The sequence below is a fragment of the Sphingosinicella humi genome, from assembly GCF_003129465.1.
Classification (GTDB): domain Bacteria; phylum Pseudomonadota; class Alphaproteobacteria; order Sphingomonadales; family Sphingomonadaceae; genus Allosphingosinicella; species Allosphingosinicella humi.
Genome location: NZ_QFFF01000001.1, coordinates 1244172 through 1265409 on the forward strand (window position 1 = coordinate 1244172; position 21238 = coordinate 1265409).

Here is a 21238-nt window from a genome sequence, read left to right on the forward strand (position 1 = left end):
AGCGATGCATGAGGGCAACGCCAAGCGCTTGACCCCGGACTCGCCAAGAGCGCATTAAGGTCCGGCGGAACATACGGGGCACGATCGTGGCGACATCAGCGGCGCGAAGCGGCCGTCCGGGACGGCTGGCAGAGTGGCAGGACAGCCTCAAGCGCGGGGCAAAGAGATCGACGGCGCTGATCGGCGGATTGACGCTGATCGCGGCCATGCTGCTGCTCGCCGTGGCGCTCGCCAGCTATCGAGCGAGCGATCCTTCCTTCAACACCTCGGCGGCGGGCCCGGCCGGAAATTGGGCGGGGCAGATCGGCGCCTATGCCTCGGACGCCTTCCTTACGCTGTGGGGCCCGCCCGCCGCCCTTCTGTTGCCGCTCATGCTGATCCTCGGTCTGCGCCTTCTGCGCGGGGCCGAGGTGGGTCGGTGGCTGCGGGCCGCGTTGCTCAGCATCGTCGGCATCATCCTGATCGGCACCGGCCTGGCACTGCTGTTCGGCGGGGCGGTGAACGGCCTTCCCGCCGGCTGGGGCGGCGCCTTCGGCCTGTCGCTGGCGTCGGTGGCCGAGTTCGGGATCGCCATGATCGGCAAGCCCGCGGTGGCCGAGCCGTTCCGGATCGTCGCCGTGTCCCTGTTCGCCCTTGCCGGCCTGCTGCTCTGGTATCTCGGCCTCGGCCTTCGCCCGGAGGAGCGGGGCTGGCTCTTCGCTCGCCGGAGGCGGGCACCGAAGGAGGTGCAGGATATCGTCGACGCCGACGACGGCGGCGAACCGGTCGTTCGCCGTACGCGGGCGCCGGTGATCACCGCTCCCGAACCGCCACGCACCGTCATCGCCGATCGGGCGAAAGCACCGGATGCCGGGCGTCGCCCGAAGCGCGAGCGGCAGGCATCGCTGGCGCTGGGCGACAGCTATGTGTTGCCGACGCTAGACCTGCTCAACCCGCCGCCGCCGCCCGCCAACGCGGCGCTCGACAAGGCCAGCCTCGAGCGCAACGCCCGCCTGCTCGAATCGGTGCTCGAGGATTTCTCGGTCAAGGGCGAGATCGTCGAGGTCCGCCCCGGGCCGGTGGTCACCATGTACGAGCTGGAACCGGCGAGCGGCATCAAGGCGAGCCGCGTCATCCAGCTCGCCGACGACATCGCCCGCAACATGTCGGCCCTTTCGGCCCGCGTCGCGACCATTCCCGGCCGCAGCGTCATCGGCATCGAGCTGCCCAACGCCAAGCGCGAGATGGTGACTCTGTCCGAGCTGATCGCCAGCGAAGCCTTCGAGGACCAGGTCGCGCAGCTCCCGCTGATCCTCGGCAAGAATATCGCGGGCGATCCCGTCATCGCCGATCTCGCGCCGATGCCGCACCTGCTCGTCGCCGGCACGACCGGATCGGGCAAGTCGGTCGGCCTCAACTGCATGATCCTCTCGCTGCTCTATCGTCTGACACCCGAGCAGTGCCGGATGATCATGATCGATCCCAAGATGCTGGAACTCAGCATTTACGACGACATCCCGCATCTCCTCTCGCCCGTGGTCACCGAGCCTGCCAAGGCGATCCGCGCGCTGAAGTGGACCGTCGAGCAGATGGAGGAGCGCTATCGCATGATGGCGTCGGTGGGCGTCCGCCAGCTCTCCAGCTTCAACGCCAAGGTGCGCGAAGCCAAGGCCAAGGATCAGCCCCTCGGGCGGCGGGTGCAAACCGGCTACGATCCGGAAACGGGCCAGCCTCAATATGAGATGGAGGAGCTCGACTATGACGTGCTCCCCCAGATCGTCGTGGTGGTGGACGAGCTCGCCGACCTGATGATGACGGCGGGCAAGGAAGTTGAGTTCCTGATCCAGCGGCTGGCGCAGAAGGCGCGCGCGGCCGGCATCCACCTCATCATGGCGACCCAGCGCCCGTCGGTCGACGTCATCACCGGCGTCATCAAGGCGAACCTTCCGACGCGCATCTCCTTCTCGGTCACCTCCAAGATTGACAGCCGCACCATCCTTGGCGAGCAGGGGGCCGAGCAGCTGCTCGGAAAGGGCGACATGCTCTACATGCCCGGCGGCAAGCAGATCGCCCGCGTCCACGGCCCCTTCGTCTCGGACGAGGAGGTGCGCGCGGTCGCGGAGCATTGGCGCACCCAGGGCACGCCCGAATATGTCCAGGCCGTCACCGAGGAGCCCGAGGACGGGGACTATGTCTTCGACGGCCAGCCGCTCGCCGAGGACGACGCCGAGACCCAGCTCTACAAGAAGGCGGTACAGACCGTGGCGGAGAGCCAGAAGGCGTCGACCAGCTATATCCAGCGCCAGCTCCGCATCGGCTACAACAACGCCGCGCGCCTGATCGAGAGGATGGAACGCGAGGGCAAAGTCAGCCCGCCCGACCATGTCGGCCGCCGCGAAGTGCTGATCGATCCCGAAGGTCACGCGATCTGAACACTGAACGCCAGGGAACCGCCGGGTTCAGTAGGCATTCAAGGGCCGACATCCATATCCCTTTCCAAAATAGGATGGAGATCATTTGATGATGCGTTTGAAGACGCTCGCCGTCGCCACTCTGCCGCTTGCGCTCGCCGCGCCGGCGATGGTCGTGGCCCAATCTTCCTCGCCCTTGTCGCAGGTGCAGGCGCACATGAAGACGGTCGACACGATGACCGCCAATTTCAGCCAAACCGGCCGCACCGGTCAGACCCTGAACGGCAAGCTCACCATGAAGCGACCGGGCAAGGTGCGTTTCCAGTATCAGAAAGGCGTGCCGATGCTGATCGTCGGCGACGGCAAGGCGCTCACCATGATCGACTATGAAGTCGACCAGGTCTCGCGCTGGCCGATCGGCGATTCACCGCTGTCCGTGCTGCTCAACCCCAACAAGGACTTGTCCGGCATCGCCAAGGTAACGCGGAACGACGGCCAGGTGCTGCTGATCGAGGCCCGCGATCCCAAGAAGCCGGAATTCGGCACCATCACCATCGCGTTCGCTAAGGTGCCGAGCGCGCCGGCCGGCTTGATGCTGGAGGGCTGGACCGCGCTCGACGCCCAGAACAATCGGACGACGATCAAGTTGTCGGGCCAGCGCTACAATGTTCAGGTGGCCGATAGCGCGTTTCGGTGGACCGACCCGCGCCGTCGCAGTCCGCGCGGCTAAGATTCTGATAAGGTTAACGCCATTCATCGGGGCGCAAGGAAAACAGGTTTAAAAGAAAGACTGCAATTGCGAATCCCTTCGGGTTTTCCCCCTGTTGCCCGAAACGGAAAGTCGCAATTGACCTCGCGTAGCAAAGCGCTTGGTTGACCCCCGCTCCACGCCCCCGGAGCGGGGGTCTTTCATTGCCAGGCGCCCGCGCCGCCATGTCGACAGCCAACTTAGCTACCGTTACAGCCGGCCCATGTCCTCCATTCTCAAGATCGCCTCTTGGAATATCAATTCCGTCCGTGCCCGCATCGACATCGTCGAGAAGTTCCTGACCGAAGAGTCGCCCGACATCCTTTGCCTGCAGGAAACGAAGGTCATCGACGGCGACTTTCCGGAAGGCGTGTTTCGCCGCCTCGGCTACAATCATCTGGTACTGTGCGGCCAGCGCATGCACCATGGCGTCGCCATTCTCAGCCGCATTCCGATCCGCGAGGATCGTCGCCACGATTGGCAGGACAATGGCGAAGCGCGCCATGTCGGCGTGCAGCTCGATTGCGGCATCCGGCTCGAGAATGTCTATGTGCCCGCCGGCGGCGACATTCCGGACCGCGAACTCAATCCCAAATTCGGCCAGAAGCTCGACTATATAGAACGCATGACCCGCTGGTCCGAAAAGTGCGACCAGCCGACGCTGCTGGTCGGAGACTTCAACGTCGCCCCGCTGGAATGCGACGTGTGGAGCCACAAGCAGCTGCTCAATGTCGTCAGCCATACGCCGATCGAGGTGGAATCGCTCGACCGGCTCCAGCAGAGCAACGAGTGGGTCGATCTCGGCCGCCAATTCCATCCCGCGCCCGGACGCCTCTACACCTGGTGGAGCTACCGCGCGCAGGATTGGGCGAAGTCGGATCGCGGCCGTCGGCTTGATCATATGTGGGCGACGCCGGACGTCGCGAAGCTGGCGATCCGGCATGATGTCCACGAACCCTGCCGCGGCTGGGTGCGGCCCTCCGATCATGTGCCGCTCGTGACCGAGTTCGCCATTTGAGCGGCGGGCGCCCAGATGCCCGGGATGTCGCCCGGGCCATCGACGCGCTAAGGCGGGGCTGGCCGATCAGCATCGATAGTATTGGCCTCCTCGCCATCGAGACTTCCGATGAGGCGCGGCTGGCCGACTTCGATTCCGGCGGCCTCTCCGATATCCTCCTGTCCGGCAATCGGGCGGCGACGCTGAAGCTCGTCAACCAGATCGAAGCCGTGCCGACGGCCCCGGTGCGGATCGAGCGTTCGCCTTGGCTCGATCTCGCCGCAGCCACCGCCTTGGCCGATCCGGCGCTGGATCTCGCCACGCCCCTCAAGGGACCCTTCAAGACGCTCCCGCTCTCCAATGGGCCGGTCGCGGAGGCGGCGCTGCGGCTGGCTCGCCTCGCCGGGCTCCTGCCCGCCTATTTCGTCGGAGGCAGCGGCGACTTTGCCGCGCATCTGGCCGCGCCTGACGTCATGGCGGCAGGCCACGCCCGAGACTTGCGCATCGCCGCGCGGGCGCGATTGCCGCTGGAAGGAATTGAGCGGTCGGAGATCGTAGCCTTCCGGGGGGACGACGATACGGGCGAACATGTGGCGCTGTTGATTGGAGCCCCGGATGGACGGCCCCCGCTCGTGCGGCTGCACAGCGAATGCCTGACGGGCGACGTCTTCGGAAGCCTCAAATGCGACTGCGGCCCGCAGCTGGCTGCCGCCCTCCAATCGATCGACCAGGCCGGCTGGGGCATCCTGCTCTATCTGCGCCAGGAAGGGCGCAGCATCGGCCTCGTCAACAAGCTGCGCGCCTACGAGCTGCAGGACCAGGGCTTCGACACGGTCGACGCGAACCTGCGTCTCGGCTTCCAGGACGACGAGCGCGACTTCGCGCCGGCCGCGCGCATGCTGGAGCGGCTCGGGCAGCGCCGGGTGCGCCTGCTTACCAACAATCCGCGCAAGGTCGCGGCGCTACAGGCCGAGGGCATCGAGGTCGTCGAACGCGTGCCCCACCGGATGGTGGCGAACCCGCACAACCAGCGCTATCTCGCCACCAAGCGCGACCGGTCCGGCCACCAGCTCTAGCGACGGCGAAGCGGGCTCTATCTCAGCCGCCAGTTCGCGTCCTGTCCATCCCGACCAGACGGGCCACCTCGTCGAAGCTGGCCGCGACGTGCCGCGCGCCAAGCGCCCGCAGCCGTTCGGCGTGGTCGGGGGCGCAATGGGTGCCGAGGCAGAGGCCGATAACGGTCGCTCCGGAGGCGAGCGCGCCGGTGATGCCGACCGGCGAATCCTCCAGGATGACCGTTCGCTCTATATCGACACCCAACTCTCCGGCGGCATGCAGATATAGGTCTGGAGCGGGCTTTCCCCGGGCGACATGCTCGTGGCCGCTGAAGATCATCGGCTCGAAGCGCGCGCGCAGGCCGAGATGGTCGAGATGGGCACGGATCCAGCGCGAACGGCTCGACGAGGCAATCGCCTTGGGCAAGGCTTCGGGGAGTGCTCTCACGAAGTCGACGGCGCCGGCCAGCGCCGCAATGCCTTCCTTCAGCAGCCGTTCGTCCTCCTGCGCCCGAACGGCGGCAAAGTCGGCGGGAAGGGGGCTTTCGCGCCACGCCTCGATGGCGTCGATGAACGCCTGTCCGCTCAACCCCATGAAGCGGTGCAGCGTTTCCTCTATGCTGATCGGGCTCCCGGCAGCTGTCAGATACTCGGCCAAGTGGAGGTTGCCCACATATTCGCTGTCGATCAGGACGCCGTCGAAGTCGAAGATGATGGCGTCGTAGCCGAGCCCACTCAAGCGCGCGCTCCGAACAAGGCGGTGCCGACGCGCACATGGGTGGCGCCGATCGTCACTGCCGCCTCATAATCCGCCGACATGCCCATGCTGAGGCCGGCGAGACCATGGCGATCGGCGAGCTTCGACAGTAGCGCGAAATAAGGTGCCGGCTCGATCTCCGCGGGCGGGATGCACATCAGGCCCTTGAGCGGAAGGCCAGCGCCCCGGCACTGTTCCAGCAGGGCGGGCAACCCGGCAACGGAGCAGCCGCCCTTCTGAGGCTCGTCGCCGATATTGACCTGGACGAAGCATCCCGGGCGCCGGCCGGTCTTTTCCATGGCGCGGGCGATCGCGGCGGCGAGGGACGGGCGGTCGACGGACTGAATGAAGTCGAACAGCGCCACCGCCTCCTCGGCCTTGTTGGACTGGAGCCGCCCGACGAGGTGCAGCTCGACGTCCGCAAATCGGTCGCGAAGAACCGGCCACTTGGCCGCGGCCTCCTGCACCCTGTTCTCGCCGAAGACGCGGTGGCCCGCCCCCAGCAGCGGCTCGATCGCCTCGGGTCCATGGGTCTTGGAAACCGCGATCAGCGTGACGTCTTCGGGGCTCCGGCGGGCGAGCTTGGCCGCGCCGGCGATAGCGGCATGGACGGCTGCGAGCCGATCGGCGGGTGATGCGTCGGTCATGGGTGCTGCTATAGGAACGGCCATGCATCGCCGCCAGCCTTTGCCGCGCCTCTGGTTGATGACGGACGAACGACAGGGCGAAACGCTGTGGCGGGCGCTGGAGCGGCTGCCGCGCGGGTCCGGCGTCGTATTTCGTCACTATCGTCTGCAACCGAAGGACCGCCGCCGGCTGTTTCGCCGGGTGAAGGCGATCGCGGACAAGAGGCGGTTGCTCCTGCTCCTTGCCGGGTCGCCTCACGAGGCTCGGGCGTGGGGCGCCGATGGCAGTCACGGCCGATCTGGATCGAAACCCGCCCGCGGCAACCTGCGCAGCGCATCCGCCCATGATGCGCGCGAGATCAGGGCCGCCGAGCGAAGTGGGGCGTCCTTGATCTTCCTGTCGCCGGTCTTTTCCACCCGCTCTCACCCCGGCGCGGCGCCGCTTGGCCGAGTGCGCTTCGGCCTCCTCGCCGGGCAGACGGGCCTACCCGTGATCGCGCTCGGCGGAATGGACGCGAAACGCGCCCGCTCCTTGGCGGCTTTTGGAATCCATGGATGGGCGGCGATCGACGCCTGGAGCGCCTAGGCGCCAGTTTAGAAGCGGAAGGCGGTGCCGATATAGACGGCCTGGCTGTCGCGGCGCTCGTCGGCGAGCGGCTCGATCCGGTCGCGCTCGACCTTGTAGCGGACGCCGCCGGTCAGATCGAGATTCTGGGTGATGGAATAGGAGCCGCCGACGTCGAGCGAATAGCTTTCCTCGGGCGAAAGGATGCGCTGCGTCGGCCCGTCGTTGCGCTGGGCACCGACCATGACGCGCCCGGCGAATTTCTTGCCGGTGTAGCTGACGGCAACTTCGGCCGCTTCGCTGCCGCCCGGCAGCACCCCGCCATCGACCTTGGCGATGTCGCCGGAGATGGCGAAGCGCTTCCAGCCGACCGAGACGCCGAGATTATAGGCGGTGGGCGTGATGGCGGTCACCGGCGCGCCGCCGATGTTGCGCACCGCCTCGGCGGTCGTCGACGCGCGGGCGCGGACGGCGACCTTGACGTCCTTGCTCTTGTCGCGCGAACCGGCGGTCGGCGTGAAGCGGAAGCTGCCGGACGGAAGGCCCCGCCTGGCGAGTTCGGCCGCGAGTCGCGGATCCGCGACCGCGGGCGTGAAGCCGCCGACTCGCAGGGACGGACCGGACGAAATCTTGTTTTCGCTCTGATTCTGGCTGGTTGCGGCGAGGGCAGGCGCCAGCAGCAGCGATATCGCGACAAGCGATACCCCTCCGACAGCAGTGATCCCACCCAGCGTCTTCACGTCGTTCGACTCCCGTATCGACTCTATGTAGTCGGTCTTGCCCCGGCAAACCAGCGAAGCGCCGCCCCCGTCTACGAATCCGTCACGATTGTTGCATCTTTTCCACAAACCGGGCTTGCTGGACGATGAAGCGACCGGCGGCGGCCCACCAGAGACAGCTTGCCGCCCGCGCGACGATATCTATAACGGCCGGCGACCGGTACCGTTTTTCAAGGAAATGCCCATGGCCCGCGCTGTTTCTTTAGGCTTGGCGATCGTCTGCGCCGCAACGCTGACGGCCTGCGCCGGGAACAGGGAGATTCCCCGATCCGATCTGGCCGCCGCCCAGACGACCACGATCGGCGTCAACTCCTATTTGTGGCGAGCCGCGCTGGACACGCTCTCCTTCGCGCCTACGGCGCAGGTCGATTCGGCCGGCGGCGTCATCGTCACCGACTGGTACACCAATCCGAGCTCGCCCAACGAGCGGGTGAAGATCACCGCCACCATCCTCGACAGCGACCTTCGTGCCGACGCGCTGCGCGTGGCCGCCTCGCGACAGGTCAACCAGGGCGGTCAGTGGGTGGAAGCGCCGGTCGCCGCCGCCACCGTCCAGAAGCTCGAGGAGATTATCCTCACCAAGGCGCGCGAGCTCCGCCGGAACGCCGTCTCAGGCTAATTTCACAAGGTAAATCAAAGCGATGGCATCGCGCTTCAATCCGCTCAAGGCCGATGCGCACTGGCAGAAAATCTGGGAGGAGCGGGGCTCCTTCCACGCCTCCGACGACAGCGCAAAGCCCAAATCCTACGTGCTCGAGATGTTCCCCTATCCCTCGGGGCGCATCCATATGGGCCATGTCCGCAACTACACGATGGGAGACGTGCTCGCCCGCTACCGGCGGATGAAGGGGTTCGAAGTGCTCCATCCGATGGGGTGGGACGCCTTCGGCATGCCGGCCGAAAATGCCGCGATGGAAAAGAAGGTCCATCCCGGCGAGTGGACGAGATCCAATATCGCGACGATGCGGGCGCAGCTGAAGCGGCTCGGATTCGCGCTCGACTGGAGCCGCGAACTCGCCACCTGCGAGCCCGATTATTACGGCCATGAGCAGGCGCTGTTTCTCGATCTCTATGAAGCCGGACTCGTCTACCGCAAGCAGAGCGAGGTGAACTGGGATCCGGTCGACATGACCGTCCTTGCCAACGAGCAGGTGATCGACGGCCGCGGCTGGCGTTCGGGTGCCTTGGTCGAACGGCGCAAATTGAGCCAGTGGTTCCTCAAGATCACCGACTTCGCCGAGGAGCTGCTCGACGGTCTCGACGATCTCGAACAGTGGCCGGACAAGGTCCGGCTGATGCAGGAAAACTGGATCGGCAAGAGCCAGGGCCTGCGATTCCGCTTCCGCCTCGGCGAGCCCGTGGCCGGCGCGGAGGAGTTCGAGGTCTTCACGACGCGACCGGACACGATCTTCGGCGCCAGCTTCGCCGCGATCTCGCCGGACCACCCGATCGCCGCGGCACTGGCGGAAGGGAATGAGGCGCTCGCCGCCTTCATCAAGGAGTGCAAGGCCGGCGGCACCACGGCCGCGGCGCTCGAGACGGCGGAGAAGAAGGGCTTCGACACTGGCGCGACCGTCGTGCATCCCTTCGATCCCGAGTGGCGGCTGCCGCTCTACGTCGCCAATTTCGTGCTGATGGACTATGGCACCGGCGCCGTCTTCGGCTGCCCGGCTCACGACCAGCGCGATCTGGATTTCGCCCGCAAATATGGCCTGCCGGTGACGCGGGTGGTCGCTGCCACAGTCGACGAGGCGGATGAGGCGATCGGGGAAGAGGCCTATTCCGGCCCCGGCCTGCTGGTAAATTCGCGCTTTCTCGACGGGCTTCCGGCCGCCGACGGCATCAGGGAGGTCATCCATCGCGCCGAGGAAGAGGGCTGGGGCGAGGGCACGACCGTATGGCGCCTGCGCGACTGGGGCGTGTCGCGCCAGCGCTACTGGGGCACGCCGATCCCGATCATCCACTGCGAAGCCTGCGGACCGGTGCCGGTGCCGCGCGACCAGCTGCCGGTCGTGCTTCCCGAAGATGTGAGCTTCGACATCCCCGGCAACCCGCTCGATCGCCACCCGAGCTGGGCGAAGGCCTCTTGCCCGAGCTGCGGCGGCCCGGCGCGCCGGGAAACCGACACGCTCGATACCTTCGTCGATTCGAGCTGGTATTTCATCCGTTTCGCCAGCCAGCCGGACGATGAGCCCTTCGACAAGGCGGTGGCCGAGAGCTGGCTGCCGGTCGGCCAGTATATCGGCGGCGTCGAGCATGCGATCCTCCACCTCCTCTACGCCCGCTTCTGGACGCGTGCGCTGAAGCGGATCGGCCGCCTCGACATCGACGAGCCGTTCAAGGGCCTCTTCACCCAGGGCATGGTCACGCACGAGACCTATCGGGCTGCGGACGGCCGCTGGCTGAGCCCGGACGAGGTCGAAGAGCGGGATGGTGGGCTCGTCGAGACGGAGACCGGACAGCCGGTCGAGACCGGGCGCATCGAGAAGATGTCCAAGTCGAAGAAGAACACCGTCGATCCGGAGCCGATCGTCGAACAATATGGCGCCGACGCCGTGCGCTGGTTCATGCTGTCCGACAGCCCGCCCGAACGCGACCTTGCCTGGAGCGAGGCCGGCATCGAGGGCGCCTGGCGCTTCGTGCAGCGGCTGTGGCGGATGAGCGAAGAAGGCGGCTCCTCCTCCACCTGGCTCGGCGGCGGCGAGGACATTGCGCTCGATCGCAAGCTCCACCAGACCATCGCCAGCGTCGCCGTCAACATTGAATCACTAGCCTTCAACAAGGCCGTGGCGAATATCTACGCCCTCGCCAACGCGATCGAGAAGGCGCCACCCTCGGCCTCCCGCTCGGCCGCGCTCGAGACGCTGCTGCTGCTCGTCGCACCGATGGTGCCGCATCTGGCGGAGGAAGCCTGGGCCGCGCTGGGACGCGAGGGCCTGATCGCCGACCAGGCCTGGCCCGAAGCCAACCCGGCCCTGCTCGTCGAGGATCAGGTGACGATCGCCGTCCAGGTGAACGGTAAGCTTCGCGACACGATCACCGCACCCAAGGGTGCACCGCGCGAAACAGTCGAGGAAATGGCCCTCACCTCGGAAAAGATCGTGCGCGTTCTCGAAGGCAAGGCGCCGCGCAAGGTGATCGTCGTGCCCGACCGGCTGGTGAACCTCGTCGCATGACGCGACTCGCCCTCCTGGCTCTGCTGCTGCTTGGCGGGTGCACGCTGAGGCCGCTTTATAGCGGGGGCGGGGACGGCGCGGTTGCCAGCACCTTGCGCTCGATCGAGGTCGCGCCGATCGAGGGCCGCGCCGGCTGGCTCGTCAGGACCGCGCTCGAGGAGCGACTGGGGCACAACGGGGGAACGCCGCGCTACCGCCTCCAGATCGAGCTCGACGATGACATAACCGGCTTCGGCATCCGCGCCGACAATGCCGTGACTCGCGAGCGGCGGACGTTGCGGGCCCGCTACCAGCTGGTCGATGCCTCGCTGGGTACGGTGCTGGTCGACGCCACCGCCGGATCGGACGCCGGGGTCGACGTCGTCGGCTCGGAATATGCGACCGTCGCCGCCGAGCAGACGGCGCTCGAGCGTCTGTCCGAACAAGTTGCCGACCAGATCGTCTCCCGCATCGGCCTCTACGTGGCGCGCACCGGCGAGGGGCAGTGAAGGCCAACAAAGCGGAGATCGAGCGGGCGCTGAAGGCGCCGACCGCCGAAACACGCCTGTTCCTGCTGCACGGGCCGGATGAGGCGGGCTCCCGAGCATTGGCGAAGCGCCTCGCGGCGGCAATGGGCGAAGAGGCGGAACGCATCGACCTCAGCGGCGCTGAACTCAAGGCGGATCCGGCGAGGCTGGCGGACGAAGCGGCCGCCATCTCCCTGTTCGGCGGCGCCCGCTACATCGTCGTGGAGGCAACCGGGGACGAAGTGCTCGCCGCCGTGGAGGCGCTGATCGAGGCGCCAACGGCGGGCAATCCGGTCGTCATCGTCGCGGGAGCGCTCAAGCCGTCGTCGAAGCTGCTGAAGCTGGCGCTGGCGCAACGATCGGCGCTCGCCTTCGCCAGCTACGCGCCCGAGGGTCGCGATGCAGATCGGCTGGTGATCGAGATGGGGCGCGAGCAGGGCCTCACCGCCCGGCCGGACGTGGCGCGGCGGATCGCCGAGGGGACCGGCGGCAACCGGGCGCTCATCGCCCAGGAGCTGGCCAAGTTCGCCCTCTACCTCGACGCCGCGCCGGAGCGGCCACAGCCGCTCGATCACGACGCAATCGACGCCGTGGGCGCCGCGGGGGAAGGGGGCGATCTGAGCCGCCTCGTCGACAGCGTCAGCGGCGGCGATGCGGCGACTCTGCAGGCCGAGTTGCTGCGGCTGAAGAGCGAAGGGGTGGAAGGCATATCGCTGATCCGCGCGGTGCTGCGGCGAATGACGCTGCTGGCCCGGCTCCGCGCCGAGGTCGAGCGCGGCAACAGCGTCGCGGCCGTGATGGGATCGCAAGGCAAAGCCATATTCTGGAAGGAAAGGGACGCGGTCGCGGCGCAGCTGTCGCGCTGGCGATCGGACCTGATCGCCAAGGGCATGACCCGCCTGCTGGACGCGGAGCGGCAAGTGAAGGCCTCGGGCGGGCTCGGACCGATAGCCGCCGACGAGGAGCTGTTCGCGATTTGCCGGCAGGCCGCTCGGCTGCGCTAAACCCGCGAGTGCCCTATATCTTCTCGCCGCTGAGGCGCTGGCAGATCATGTCGAGCTGATCGAGCGAGGAGTAGCCGAGCGCGACGGTGCCGCCGTCGGGCCGGTGGCTGATCTTGACCTTAAGGCCGAGCATGTCGCCCAGTTGCCGCTCCAACGCCTCGATGTCGGCGCTGGCGCCCTTGAACTCCATCTTGCCGAGGCGCGCCTTGCGGGGCTTGTCCGCCCTGACGAGCTTCTCCGTTTCGCGCACCGAGAGATCGCGGTTGATCACCTCCAGCGCGAGGCTTTCCGGATCGTCTGCTGGAATGAGCGCTCGGGCGTGGCCCATACTCAGCTCGCCGGAGGCGACATAGGCTCGGACCTTCTGGGGAAGATCGAGCAATCTCAATAGGTTAGCCACGTGACTGCGTGACTTGTGGACGAGCCGGCCAAGCGCTTCCTGGGTATGGCCGAACTCGTCGATCAGCCGCTTATAAGCCTCGGCCTCCTCGATCGCGTTGAGGTCCTGACGCTGGATATTCTCGACGATCGCGACTTCAAGGGTCTCGACATCGTCGAAATCGCGCACCACCGCCGGGACTTCGTGCAGCCGCGCCTTCTGGGCCGCCCGCCAGCGCCGCTCGCCGGCGACAATCTGATAGCCATCGCCCAGCGGCCGAACGACGATCGGCTGGATCAGCCCGCGGGATCGGATCGATTCCCCCAGCTCCGCCAGCGCCTCCTCGTCGAAATGGCGCCGCGGCTGATCGGGGTGAGGGGCAATGGCGGCCACGGGCAGCATCTGGATGCCGCCGCGTGGGCTGGCACCAGATACCGACGCTTCCTGTTCGACCTCGCCCAGGAGCGACGAGAGGCCGCGGCCGAGCCCGGTGTGGCGCTTGCGGAGGGGAGCTTCGTCGTTCATGCGGCCTCCGCCGGCTTGGGCAGGCGGCCGATCAGCTCGCGGGCGAGGGACATATAGGCTTCCGATCCCGGACAGCGATGGTCGTAGATGAGCGCGGGGAGGCCGTGGCTCGGTGCTTCGGACAAGCGCACATTGCGCGGGATGACCGTCTCGAACACCACCTTGCCCAGAACGGCGCGGACATCGTCGGCAACCTGGGAGGAGAGATTGTTGCGGCGGTCGTACATGGTGAGCGCCACGCCGAGGATGGAAAGCCCCCGGTTGAAGCCCGAGCGGACCCGCTCCACCGTCTTCAAAAGCTGGCTAAGCCCTTCCAGCGCAAAGAATTCTGCCTGGAGCGGCACGAGAATGGAGTGCGAAGCGACGAGCGCGTTGACGGTGAGCAAGCCGAGCGAGGGCGGGCAATCGATGAGGCAGATGTCCCAGCGGCCCGGCGGCGCGCCGTCGAGCGCCTCCTCGAGCCGGTGGGTCCGCCGCTGATAGTCGATGAGCTCGATCTCCGCACCGGATAGATCGACCGTGGCCGGTACCAGATCGAGCCGGGGCACGCGAGTCGTCGTCACCGCCTCTTCCAGCGCGCAATCGCCCCTCAGCAGCTCGTAGCTCGATCGCTCGCGATGGGCATGGTCGACGCCGAGCCCCGTCGACGCATTGCCCTGTGGATCCAGATCGACGAGCAGCACCTTCCAACCGGTTGCCGCCAGGGCTGTCGCGAGATTGATGGCGGTCGTGGTCTTGCCGACGCCCCCCTTCTGGTTGGCCACTGCAATTCTTATCATCGCGCGCGCTTCCCCTTGCCCCGACGACGAACCTGCTCCGCGACGATGATTCCGGCCTCAGCGTCGGTGATACTGGGTTCGATCCGGAACGCACCCTGCCATGAAGATTCGGCCGCTTCCAGTTCCGACTGCGCATTTCGGCCCTTGGGAAGGACCCAGCGTGTCTCAGGCGTGGCGAATCGCTCCCCGAGAGCCAATAATTTGTCGAGCGGCGCAAAGGCGCGGGCGCTGATCACGTCGAACGTCCGAGCTTCCATCCGCTCGACCTTGACCGGCTCGATCTCGCAGCGCCCGGCGATACCCAGCACCGCCGTGGCTTGGTGCAGAAACTCCACCCGCTTTTTGCGCTCTTCGACCATCGTCACTGGGCCATGATGGAGCAGCGCCACGATCAGTCCTGGAAAACCCGCGCCCGTGCCGAGATCCAGCCATCGAGAGTCGGCACAGTCTGGCGCGAGCCGGAGGAGTTGCGCCGAATCAACGATATGCCGCTCCCAGACATGGTCGAGACTGGTGCGTGAGACGAGATTCTGGCGTTCGTTCTCGTCTTTCAAAAAGTTAACAAATTCTTGCAGCCGGCCCAGTGTTTCACGTGAAACATCGCAATGGTCGACCAGCCACTGCCGCGCCTCCCCCTCGTTCATCAGGCGGCCTTGCGTCGGGCGTGCACGAGAATCGCAGCCAAGGCCGCGGGAGTCACGCCCCGCACGCGACTGGCCGCGCCCAGGCTGGGCGGCCGCGTCGTCGAAAGACGTTCCACCATTTCGGTCGAGAGGCCGGGAACGCTGCGATAATCGAAATCCTCGGGAATGCGGACGGCCTCGTCCGCTCGTAGCTTGGCGATCTCCGCCTGCTGCCGCGCGACATAGGGAGCGTAGCGATGATCCTGAATGGCTTCGTCGAGCGCAGCCGAATCGCAAGGGGCGAGGGCAGGGGCGACTCGAATCAGGCCGTCGCGATCCAGCTCGGGAAAGCGGAGCCATTCCGCCAGGCTCCGCTTGACGCCGTCGTCCCGGACCGCGACGCCGCCGTCGTTGAGTTGGCGCCCGCTGAAGTGCGGGGCCAGATGCGCTTCGACGGCCGCGCGCCGCTCCCGGGACTCGGCAAAGGCGCGGCGTCGCTCGGCGGAGACGCAACCGGCGGCAATCGCCTGCGGGGTGAGACGGGCGTCGGCATTGTCGGCGCGCAGGCGCAGTCGATATTCCGCGCGGGCGGTGAGCATGCGATAGGGTTCCGTGACCCCCTGCAGCACAAGATCGTCCACCATAACGCCGATATAGCTTTCGCTGCGATCGAACAGCACCGGGGCCTGTCCCGCCACCGCTGCAGCGGCATTGACCCCCGCGACAAGCCCCTGCGCCGCCGCCTCCTCATAACCGGTCGTGCCATTGATCTGGCCGGCGAGATAAAGTCCCTCGATCCAGTCCGGACGGACCGCCAAAGTCGGCGTGAGGATGCGGGGGTCGATATAATCATATTCGACGGCGTAGCCAGGCTGCGCGATCTCGGCCCGCTCGAGCCCCGGCATGGACCGCACCAATATCTTCTGCACGTCGACGGGGAGGGAGGTCGAAATGCCGTTCGGATAAATCAGGGGATCGTCCAGACCCTCGGGCTCGAGGAAAACCTGGTGACTCTCGCGGTCGGCAAAGCGGTGAACCTTGTCCTCGATCGATGGACAGTACCGAGGGCCCACGCCGGTGATCTCTCCCGCAAACAGCGGCGAGCGGTCGAGGTTGGCGCGGATGATCTCGTGCGTCCGGCGGTTGGTACGCGTGATCGCGCAAAAGAGCTGTGGAGCCGGCCGACCATCACTCATCGATGAAAGTGTCCAGCGCTCATCGTCCGAGGGCTGCCGCTCCAAGCTAGCCCAATCGATGGTGCGGCCGTCGAGCCTTGGCGGCGTCCCCGTCTTGAGACGCGCCAACGGCAGGTCGAGCGCGCGGAGCTGGTCCGCCAGCGCCGTGGCCGCGCGTTCACCGACCCGCCCGCCGGCGCATTGGTTCATGCCGAAATGCAGCTTGCCGCCGAGGAAGGTTCCCGTGGCCAGGATGACGGCCGCGGAGCGCACCTCGCGGCCATCGCCCAGCACCAAGCCGGCCACCCGGCGCGACCCTGCCTCGTCAATCAGGAGCGCGGTCGCCTCGCCTTCGACGATGGTGAGATTCTCCTGCACCGCCAAGAGCCGCTGGATCGCGGCCTTGTAGCGTCGCCGGTCGGCCTGGACGCGCGGGCCGCGCACTGCAGCGCCTTTGCTGGCGTTCAGCATCCTATAGTGGATCGCGGCATGGTCGGCCGCGCGTGCGATCAGGCCGTCGAAGGCATCGACCTCGCGGACCAGGTGCCCCTTGCCGAGACCGCCAATCGCCGGATTGCAGGACATGGCGCCGATCGCCTCGTGCGAGAAGCTGACCAGCGCTACCGACGCGCCCATCCGCGCCGCGGCGGCGGCGGCTTCGGTGCCGGCATGGCCTCCGCCAACGACGATGATGTCAAAGCTGCTGGGCATGGCGTGGGCTGTTAGCGGAAGCGCCGCAATTTGTCATGACCGCCGCTGTTCCACGTGGAACAGTTTATTTACCAATGCAGAAGGTCCCGAACAGCGCGTCCAGCATGTCCTCGACTCCAGCGCGGCCGGTGATCCGATCGAGCGATCCCCGCGCCACCCGGAGCGACTCTGCGGCGAGAATCGGATCATGCGGCGATTGAGCCTCCCGAAGATGCTCAAGCACGTCGCGCAGAATCGCCTGGTGGCGGGCGTTGATCGCCAGCTCGCCCTCGCGCGGAAGAAGCCCGGCCGAGCGCTCGCGGAGCAAGGCAATCAGGTCGTCGATCCCGGCCCCGGTCACGACCGACACGCGGCAGTCGGCTTTTGGATCGGCGTCGTTTATGTCGGCCTTGGACTGGACGCGGATCGAGCGCCCCGGATCGGGGGAGGCCTCCGGATCGCCCAGCCAGAGGATGATGTCGGCGGCTTCGAGGCTGGCGCGGGCACGCTCGACGCCGATCGTCTCGATCACGTCGCCGGTTTCCCGCAGCCCCGCCGTGTCGATCAACAGAAAGGGCGCGCCGCCGATCGCCGTCGGCGCTTCCACCAGATCCCGAGTCGTCCCCGGTATGGCCGACGTGATCGCCGCCTCTCGCCCAACCAACACATTGAGAAGGCTTGATTTACCCGCGTTGGGCGGACCCGCGATGACGGTTCGGACGCCATCGCGCAGCCGTTCGATCGACGGCCTTGCCAGCGCCGCCCCCACTTCGGTAGCCAAGGCCCTCAGGGACTCGCTCCAGCCCGACGGGAGATCGGAGCCGACATCGGCCTCGTCGGCGAAGTCGAACACCGCCTCCAGTTGGGCGCTCAGTGCCAGCAGTGTTCGCTGCCAATCCTCGACCCGGCGGCTCAAGGCGCCGCCGGCGAGCTGAAGCGCCATCCGGCGCTGCGCCTCGGTCTCGGCCATCAACAGGTCGGCGAGACCCTCGGCTTCGGAGAGGTCGATGCGGCCGTTCTCGAAGGCGCGGCGGGTGAACTCGCCGGGCTCGGCCGGTCTCAGCCCGCCGACCTGCGCCAAGGCGGCCAGCACCGCGGCGACGACGGAGCGGCCGCCGTGAACATGAAATTCGGCCAGATCCTCGCCCGTCGAGCTGGTCGGCCCCGGAAACCGCAGGACGAGGGCGCGATCGAGCACATCGCCACCACCGGGGCGGCGAAGCACCGCCAAGCTCGGCCGCCGCGCCTCAGGCAGGCGCCCGGCCAGCGCTTCCACCGCGGCATCGGCGCGGGGGCCGCTGACCCTGATGACGGCAATGGCGGCGGGCGGCGTTCCGGATGATAGGGCGTAGATGGTGGCGCCGCGGTCGGCGCTCACTTCTTGCCGCTCGCCTGCTCGAACATCTGCTTCCAAAAGCCGAGCCCTGCTTCGCTCATCGGCCCCCAACTCTTCATCATATCGGTCATCGAATCGGCTGTGATCCCATCCGCCATCATCTTGCGCATTGTCTCGACATAAGCGTCATGGACCGGCGTCAGGTCCGGCAAGCCGAGGAACCGGCGCGCTTCTTCCGGCGTGCAATCGACGTCGACCGTGACTTTCATGGGACTAGTCTCCTTGGGCCATTGTCCGCAGGCCGCGCCTTATGTGTATAGTCTCCGCCCTTACGCAAGAAGGAGGACGCCGATGGCCATGATCGACATCGAAACGCTGGGGGGGGAGGACCGCTTTCAAGCCTATAAGGCCCAGCCCTCCGGAGCGCCACGCGCCGCCATCATCGTCATCCAGGAGATTTTCGGCGTTAACGAGGGCATTCGCCGCAAATGCGATCATTGGGCGAGCCTCGGCTATCTCGCCCTCGCGCCCGACCTTTTCTGGCGGCTCCGGCCCGGGGTCGAGCTCGACCCGGATGTCGAGAGCGAGTTCAAAGAGGCGCTGGACCTCATGGGCAAGTTCAACCAGGATCAGGGCATTCGCGATATCGAGGCCACCATCCGAGAATCCCGTAAGCACTTGCCAGAAAACGGAAAAGTGGGCTGCGTCGGCTACTGCCTGGGCGGCCGGCTTGCCTTCATGACGTCAGCCCGCACCGACATCGACGCCAGCGTCGGCTATTATGGCGTCGGCATCGACAATCTCCTCCGCGAGAAGAACGCGATCTCGCGTCCGCTGATGCTCCACATCGCCGGGGCCGACCATTTCGTCGATCAGGCCACCCAGCGTAAGATGCACGAGGGGCTCGACGACCACCCGAAAGTCACGCTGCACGACTATCCGGGCGAGGATCACGGCTTCGCCGCCGAGATGGGCAAGCGTCGCAGTGAGGAAGCCGCCAGGCTGGCGGACCAGAGGACGGAGGAATTCTTCGCCCGGCATCTCGCATGAGCGACCGCTATCGGCTCCTCATCCGCGAGACCGGCGGACCTGACGTCATCGTCCGCGAACCGCTTGGGGACCTCAGCCCAGCGTCCGGTGAGATACTGGTTCGGCAGGAGGCGATCGGCCTCAACTTCATCGACACCTATCACCGCTCCGGCCTCTACGAAGTGCCGCTGCCGTCCGGCCTCGGCAATGAAGGCGCGGGCATCGTCGAGGCTGTCGGCGAGGGGGTTCGAGATTTCAGCATAGGCGATCGGGTCGGCAGTTTCTCCGGTCCCTTGGGCGCCTATGCGACGCACCGCGTCATTCGCGCCGATCGGGCGATCAAACTGCCGGAGTCGATCAGCTGCGACACGGCCGCCGCCATCATGCTGAAAGGCTGCACGGCCGAATTCCTCATCGAACGCTGCGCCAGGGTAAAGGCCGGCGATGCCGTCCTCGTCCACGCCGCGGCGGGCGGTGTCGGATCGATCCTCGTTCCCTGGCTGAAGGCAATCGGCGCCTTGGTCATCGCCCATGCCGGCAGCGCCGAGAAGGCGGAGACGGCGCGCGAGCTTGGCGCCGATCATGCGCTGTCCGGCCCGATGGACACGCTGGCTTCCGAGGTGCGGTCGCTGACGAACGGCGAGGGCGTGGCCGTCGTGTTCGACGGCGTCGGCGCAGCAAGCTGGCCCGCCTCGCTGGCCTCGGTCACGAGGCGGGGCCTGCTCGTCACTTATGGCAATGCATCGGGGCCGGTCCCGCCGTTCCGCGCGCTGGATCTCACCCGGGCCGGCTCGATATTCGTCACGCGTCCGACCCTCGCCGACTATGTCTCCACACCGGAAGAGATGCGGGCCTCGGCGCGGCGCCTGTTCGAGATGATCGCCGCCGGTCATGTGCCCGTCAGGATCGGCGCCCGCTATCCCTTGAGTGAGGCCGCCGCGGCGCATCGCGACCTCGAGGCTCGCCGGACAACGGGCTCTACCATCCTCATCCCCTGATGTCCGGATCGCCGCGACGCCGGCGGGACTCCCTATTTGCCTTCCCGAGCGTTATCCTTGTCGTTTCGTCTCGGCAGGCGAAGGATTTGGCTGATGACTCGTTCCGTCAGGACCAGCAAGGTGACCACGGTCGACTATGACCTGGAGGATGTTCGGGCGCTCCTGGCGGAGAATGCCGAAGAGGCGCTGGGCCCGCCGGAGCCCGGCTTCGACCGCAGCGTGCAGATGAAAACCGCCTTTCACGTCGAAAAGGGCGACGTGATCGTGACCGGCTTTCAGCTCACCATCCAGGATTCCGCTCGGGAGGCGGGGCGGCGCAGCGGGATGGAAGAGAGCTCGCTCTTCCTGACCCGAGGCCGCTCCTAGCTCAGCCGAACAGGGTGGTGAGCCCCACCTGCGGATCGACATAGCCGTCGTAGATCATCTTGCCGGCCACCCAGAGGATGATGACGAGGCCGATCCAGGCGATCCAGCGGTAGCGCTCGATATATTTGGCGAGGATGTTCGCCGCGACGCCCATCAGGGCAACCGACAGGATGAGGCCGATCACCAGGATACCCGGGTGCTCGCGCGCCGCGCCGGCCACGGCCAGCACATTGTCGAGGCTCATCGACACGTCGGCGACCGCCACGGCCCAGGCTGCGCCGGCGAAGCTCTTGGCGGGCCTCAGCCCGGCATGCTCATCGCCCGAGATCTCCGGGGAGCCGGCGGATTCGCCGCTATGGTGCAGCTCGCGATACATCTTCCAGGCGACCCAAAGCAGCAGGATACCGCCGGCGAAGATCAGGCCGACGATCTGCATGAGCTGCGTGACGATCAGCGCGAACAGGATGCGCAGCACCAGGGCCGCGCCGATGCCGATCAGGATCACCTTGCGGCGCTGGTCCGCCGGAAGGCCAGCCGCGAGCGCGCCGACGATGATGGCATTGTCGCCGGCCAGCATGATGTCGATCATCAACACCTGGCCGAACGCGACCCAGGCGGATGCCTGGTCGAGATTCGAGAAATCGGTGACGATCGCGTTCCAGAGGCCGCCGAGGCCATCGACCCCCGAAAGGGCTGAGAGGTTCAGAAGAATATCGAGCATGTCTTGGCGAACGC

The 21238-nt window shown here is 66.7% G+C and carries 22 protein-coding genes; 12 read left to right on the plus strand and 10 right to left on the minus strand.

Annotated features, from left to right (window positions below; all coding sequences use genetic code 11):
• Positions 1 to 86 precede the first annotated feature (86 nt).
• From DF286_RS06090 to ribA, 4 genes are all read left to right on the plus strand, one after another.
• Positions 87 to 2411 carry an FtsK/SpoIIIE family DNA translocase gene (locus DF286_RS06090; protein WP_279379318.1) on the plus strand — a complete coding sequence of 775 codons (2325 nt, stop codon included), beginning with the start codon at positions 87 to 89 and terminating at the stop codon, positions 2409 to 2411.
• A gap of 91 nt (positions 2412 to 2502) precedes the next feature.
• Positions 2503 to 3120, plus strand: coding sequence for a LolA family protein (locus DF286_RS06095; protein WP_109272048.1), 618 nt, complete (start codon positions 2503 to 2505; stop codon positions 3118 to 3120).
• A 241-nt stretch (positions 3121 to 3361) separates the two neighbouring features.
• Positions 3362 to 4156, plus strand: coding sequence for an exodeoxyribonuclease III (locus DF286_RS06100; protein ID WP_109270621.1), 795 nt, complete (start codon positions 3362 to 3364; stop codon positions 4154 to 4156).
• Complete coding sequence (gene ribA / locus DF286_RS15375) at positions 4153 to 5211, plus strand: GTP cyclohydrolase II (protein WP_243444741.1); 1059 nt, start codon at positions 4153 to 4155, stop codon at positions 5209 to 5211. The genes DF286_RS06100 and ribA overlap by 4 nt, the downstream gene beginning before the upstream one ends.
• A gap of 22 nt (positions 5212 to 5233) precedes the next feature.
• On the opposite strand, the gene DF286_RS06110 is transcribed toward ribA, so the two are convergent.
• Both DF286_RS06110 and DF286_RS06115 read right to left on the minus strand, forming a co-directional pair.
• Positions 5234 to 5929: an HAD family hydrolase gene (locus DF286_RS06110; protein ID WP_109270623.1), complete on the minus strand. Its 696-nt coding sequence runs from the start codon at positions 5927 to 5929 to the stop codon at positions 5234 to 5236.
• Complete coding sequence (locus tag DF286_RS06115; RefSeq protein ID WP_109270624.1) at positions 5926 to 6594, minus strand: YggS family pyridoxal phosphate-dependent enzyme; 669 nt, start codon at positions 6592 to 6594, stop codon at positions 5926 to 5928. Before DF286_RS06115 ends, DF286_RS06110 begins: the two co-directional genes overlap by 4 nt.
• A gap of 22 nt (positions 6595 to 6616) precedes the next feature.
• On the opposite strand from DF286_RS06115, the gene DF286_RS06120 reads away from it, so the two are divergent.
• Positions 6617 to 7159 carry a thiamine phosphate synthase gene (locus tag DF286_RS06120; protein WP_109270625.1) on the plus strand — a complete coding sequence of 181 codons (543 nt, stop codon included), beginning with the start codon at positions 6617 to 6619 and terminating at the stop codon, positions 7157 to 7159.
• An 8-nt stretch (positions 7160 to 7167) separates the two neighbouring features.
• Here the strand turns inward: DF286_RS06120 and DF286_RS06125 are convergent, their stop codons facing one another.
• Positions 7168 to 7878, minus strand: a complete 711-nt coding sequence (locus DF286_RS06125) for a hypothetical protein (RefSeq protein WP_341533231.1) — start codon at positions 7876 to 7878, stop codon at positions 7168 to 7170.
• A gap of 223 nt (positions 7879 to 8101) precedes the next feature.
• Between DF286_RS06125 and DF286_RS06130 the strand changes: the two genes are divergently transcribed.
• From DF286_RS06130 to holA, 4 genes are read left to right on the plus strand one after another with little or no spacing between them, the layout of a single operon-like run.
• Positions 8102 to 8536, plus strand: a complete 435-nt coding sequence (locus DF286_RS06130) for a DUF3576 domain-containing protein (RefSeq protein ID WP_109270626.1) — start codon at positions 8102 to 8104, stop codon at positions 8534 to 8536.
• A gap of 22 nt (positions 8537 to 8558) precedes the next feature.
• A complete protein-coding gene (gene leuS, locus DF286_RS06135) occupies positions 8559 to 11093 on the plus strand; it encodes a leucine--tRNA ligase (protein ID WP_109270627.1) in 2535 nt (844 codons plus the stop codon).
• The gene (gene lptE / locus DF286_RS06140) at positions 11090 to 11581 is read left to right on the plus strand and encodes an LPS assembly lipoprotein LptE (protein WP_109270628.1); all 492 of its coding nucleotides are present in this window, start codon (positions 11090 to 11092) and stop codon (positions 11579 to 11581) included. Before leuS ends, lptE begins: the two co-directional genes overlap by 4 nt.
• Entirely contained in the window at positions 11578 to 12603 is a 1026-nt protein-coding gene (holA, locus tag DF286_RS06145) for a DNA polymerase III subunit delta (RefSeq protein ID WP_109270629.1), read from the plus strand. The genes lptE and holA overlap by 4 nt, the downstream gene beginning before the upstream one ends.
• Positions 12604 to 12616: 13 nt before the next feature.
• Here holA and DF286_RS06150 read toward each other — a convergent pair whose 3' ends face one another.
• The 6 genes from DF286_RS06150 to DF286_RS06175 all read right to left on the minus strand — a co-directional run bounded on the left by DF286_RS06150 (position 12617) and on the right by DF286_RS06175 (position 18379).
• Entirely contained in the window at positions 12617 to 13507 is an 891-nt protein-coding gene (locus tag DF286_RS06150) for a ParB/RepB/Spo0J family partition protein (protein ID WP_109270630.1), read from the minus strand.
• The gene (locus DF286_RS06155) at positions 13504 to 14286 is read right to left on the minus strand and encodes a ParA family protein (protein ID WP_109270631.1); all 783 of its coding nucleotides are present in this window, start codon (positions 14284 to 14286) and stop codon (positions 13504 to 13506) included. The genes DF286_RS06150 and DF286_RS06155 overlap by 4 nt, the downstream gene beginning before the upstream one ends.
• Entirely contained in the window at positions 14283 to 14930 is a 648-nt protein-coding gene (gene rsmG / locus DF286_RS06160; RefSeq protein ID WP_109270632.1) for a 16S rRNA (guanine(527)-N(7))-methyltransferase RsmG, read from the minus strand. Before rsmG ends, DF286_RS06155 begins: the two co-directional genes overlap by 4 nt.
• Positions 14930 to 16795: a tRNA uridine-5-carboxymethylaminomethyl(34) synthesis enzyme MnmG gene (mnmG, locus tag DF286_RS06165; RefSeq protein WP_109270633.1), complete on the minus strand. Its 1866-nt coding sequence runs from the start codon at positions 16793 to 16795 to the stop codon at positions 14930 to 14932. The genes rsmG and mnmG overlap by 1 nt, the downstream gene beginning before the upstream one ends.
• 64 nt (positions 16796 to 16859) lie before the next feature.
• Complete coding sequence (gene mnmE / locus DF286_RS06170) at positions 16860 to 18152, minus strand: tRNA uridine-5-carboxymethylaminomethyl(34) synthesis GTPase MnmE (RefSeq protein ID WP_109270634.1); 1293 nt, start codon at positions 18150 to 18152, stop codon at positions 16860 to 16862.
• Positions 18149 to 18379: a DUF6489 family protein gene (locus DF286_RS06175; RefSeq protein ID WP_109270635.1), complete on the minus strand. Its 231-nt coding sequence runs from the start codon at positions 18377 to 18379 to the stop codon at positions 18149 to 18151. The genes mnmE and DF286_RS06175 overlap by 4 nt, the downstream gene beginning before the upstream one ends.
• Before the next feature lie 82 nt (positions 18380 to 18461).
• Between DF286_RS06175 and DF286_RS06180 the strand changes: the two genes are divergently transcribed.
• From DF286_RS06180 to DF286_RS06190, 3 genes are all read left to right on the plus strand, one after another.
• Positions 18462 to 19160: a dienelactone hydrolase family protein gene (locus DF286_RS06180; RefSeq protein WP_109270636.1), complete on the plus strand. Its 699-nt coding sequence runs from the start codon at positions 18462 to 18464 to the stop codon at positions 19158 to 19160.
• Positions 19157 to 20137, plus strand: coding sequence for a quinone oxidoreductase family protein (locus DF286_RS06185; protein WP_109270637.1), 981 nt, complete (start codon positions 19157 to 19159; stop codon positions 20135 to 20137). The genes DF286_RS06180 and DF286_RS06185 overlap by 4 nt, the downstream gene beginning before the upstream one ends.
• Positions 20138 to 20230: 93 nt before the next feature.
• On the plus strand, positions 20231 to 20503 hold the full coding sequence (locus tag DF286_RS06190; RefSeq protein WP_109270638.1) for a hypothetical protein: 273 nt from the start codon (positions 20231 to 20233) through the stop codon (positions 20501 to 20503).
• Between the two features lies 1 nt (position 20504).
• Here the strand turns inward: DF286_RS06190 and DF286_RS06195 are convergent, their stop codons facing one another.
• Positions 20505 to 21224: a TerC family protein gene (locus DF286_RS06195; RefSeq protein WP_109270639.1), complete on the minus strand. Its 720-nt coding sequence runs from the start codon at positions 21222 to 21224 to the stop codon at positions 20505 to 20507.
• Positions 21225 to 21238: the final 14 nt, after the last annotated feature.

Coding starts and splice junctions, on each gene's coding strand:
- lptE (WP_109270628.1), top strand. CDS start 11,090: ATGACGCGACTCGCCCTCCTGGCTCTGCTGCTGCTTGGCGGGTGCACG.
- mnmG (WP_109270633.1), bottom strand. CDS start 16,795: ATGCCCAGCAGCTTTGACATCATCGTCGTTGGCGGAGGCCATGCCGGC.
- DF286_RS06120 (WP_109270625.1), top strand. CDS start 6,617: ATGCATCGCCGCCAGCCTTTGCCGCGCCTCTGGTTGATGACGGACGAA.
- DF286_RS06195 (WP_109270639.1), bottom strand. CDS start 21,224: ATGCTCGATATTCTTCTGAACCTCTCAGCCCTTTCGGGGGTCGATGGC.
- DF286_RS06150 (WP_109270630.1), bottom strand. CDS start 13,507: ATGAACGACGAAGCTCCCCTCCGCAAGCGCCACACCGGGCTCGGCCGC.
- DF286_RS06130 (WP_109270626.1), top strand. CDS start 8,102: ATGGCCCGCGCTGTTTCTTTAGGCTTGGCGATCGTCTGCGCCGCAACG.
- rsmG (WP_109270632.1), bottom strand. CDS start 14,930: ATGAACGAGGGGGAGGCGCGGCAGTGGCTGGTCGACCATTGCGATGTT.
- leuS (WP_109270627.1), top strand. CDS start 8,559: ATGGCATCGCGCTTCAATCCGCTCAAGGCCGATGCGCACTGGCAGAAA.
- DF286_RS06155 (WP_109270631.1), bottom strand. CDS start 14,286: ATGATAAGAATTGCAGTGGCCAACCAGAAGGGGGGCGTCGGCAAGACC.
- DF286_RS06115 (WP_109270624.1), bottom strand. CDS start 6,594: ATGACCGACGCATCACCCGCCGATCGGCTCGCAGCCGTCCATGCCGCT.
- DF286_RS06095 (WP_109272048.1), top strand. CDS start 2,503: ATGCGTTTGAAGACGCTCGCCGTCGCCACTCTGCCGCTTGCGCTCGCC.
- DF286_RS06175 (WP_109270635.1), bottom strand. CDS start 18,379: ATGAAAGTCACGGTCGACGTCGATTGCACGCCGGAAGAAGCGCGCCGG.
- DF286_RS06185 (WP_109270637.1), top strand. CDS start 19,157: ATGAGCGACCGCTATCGGCTCCTCATCCGCGAGACCGGCGGACCTGAC.
- DF286_RS06100 (WP_109270621.1), top strand. CDS start 3,362: ATGTCCTCCATTCTCAAGATCGCCTCTTGGAATATCAATTCCGTCCGT.
- DF286_RS06180 (WP_109270636.1), top strand. CDS start 18,462: ATGGCCATGATCGACATCGAAACGCTGGGGGGGGAGGACCGCTTTCAA.
- DF286_RS06190 (WP_109270638.1), top strand. CDS start 20,231: ATGACTCGTTCCGTCAGGACCAGCAAGGTGACCACGGTCGACTATGAC.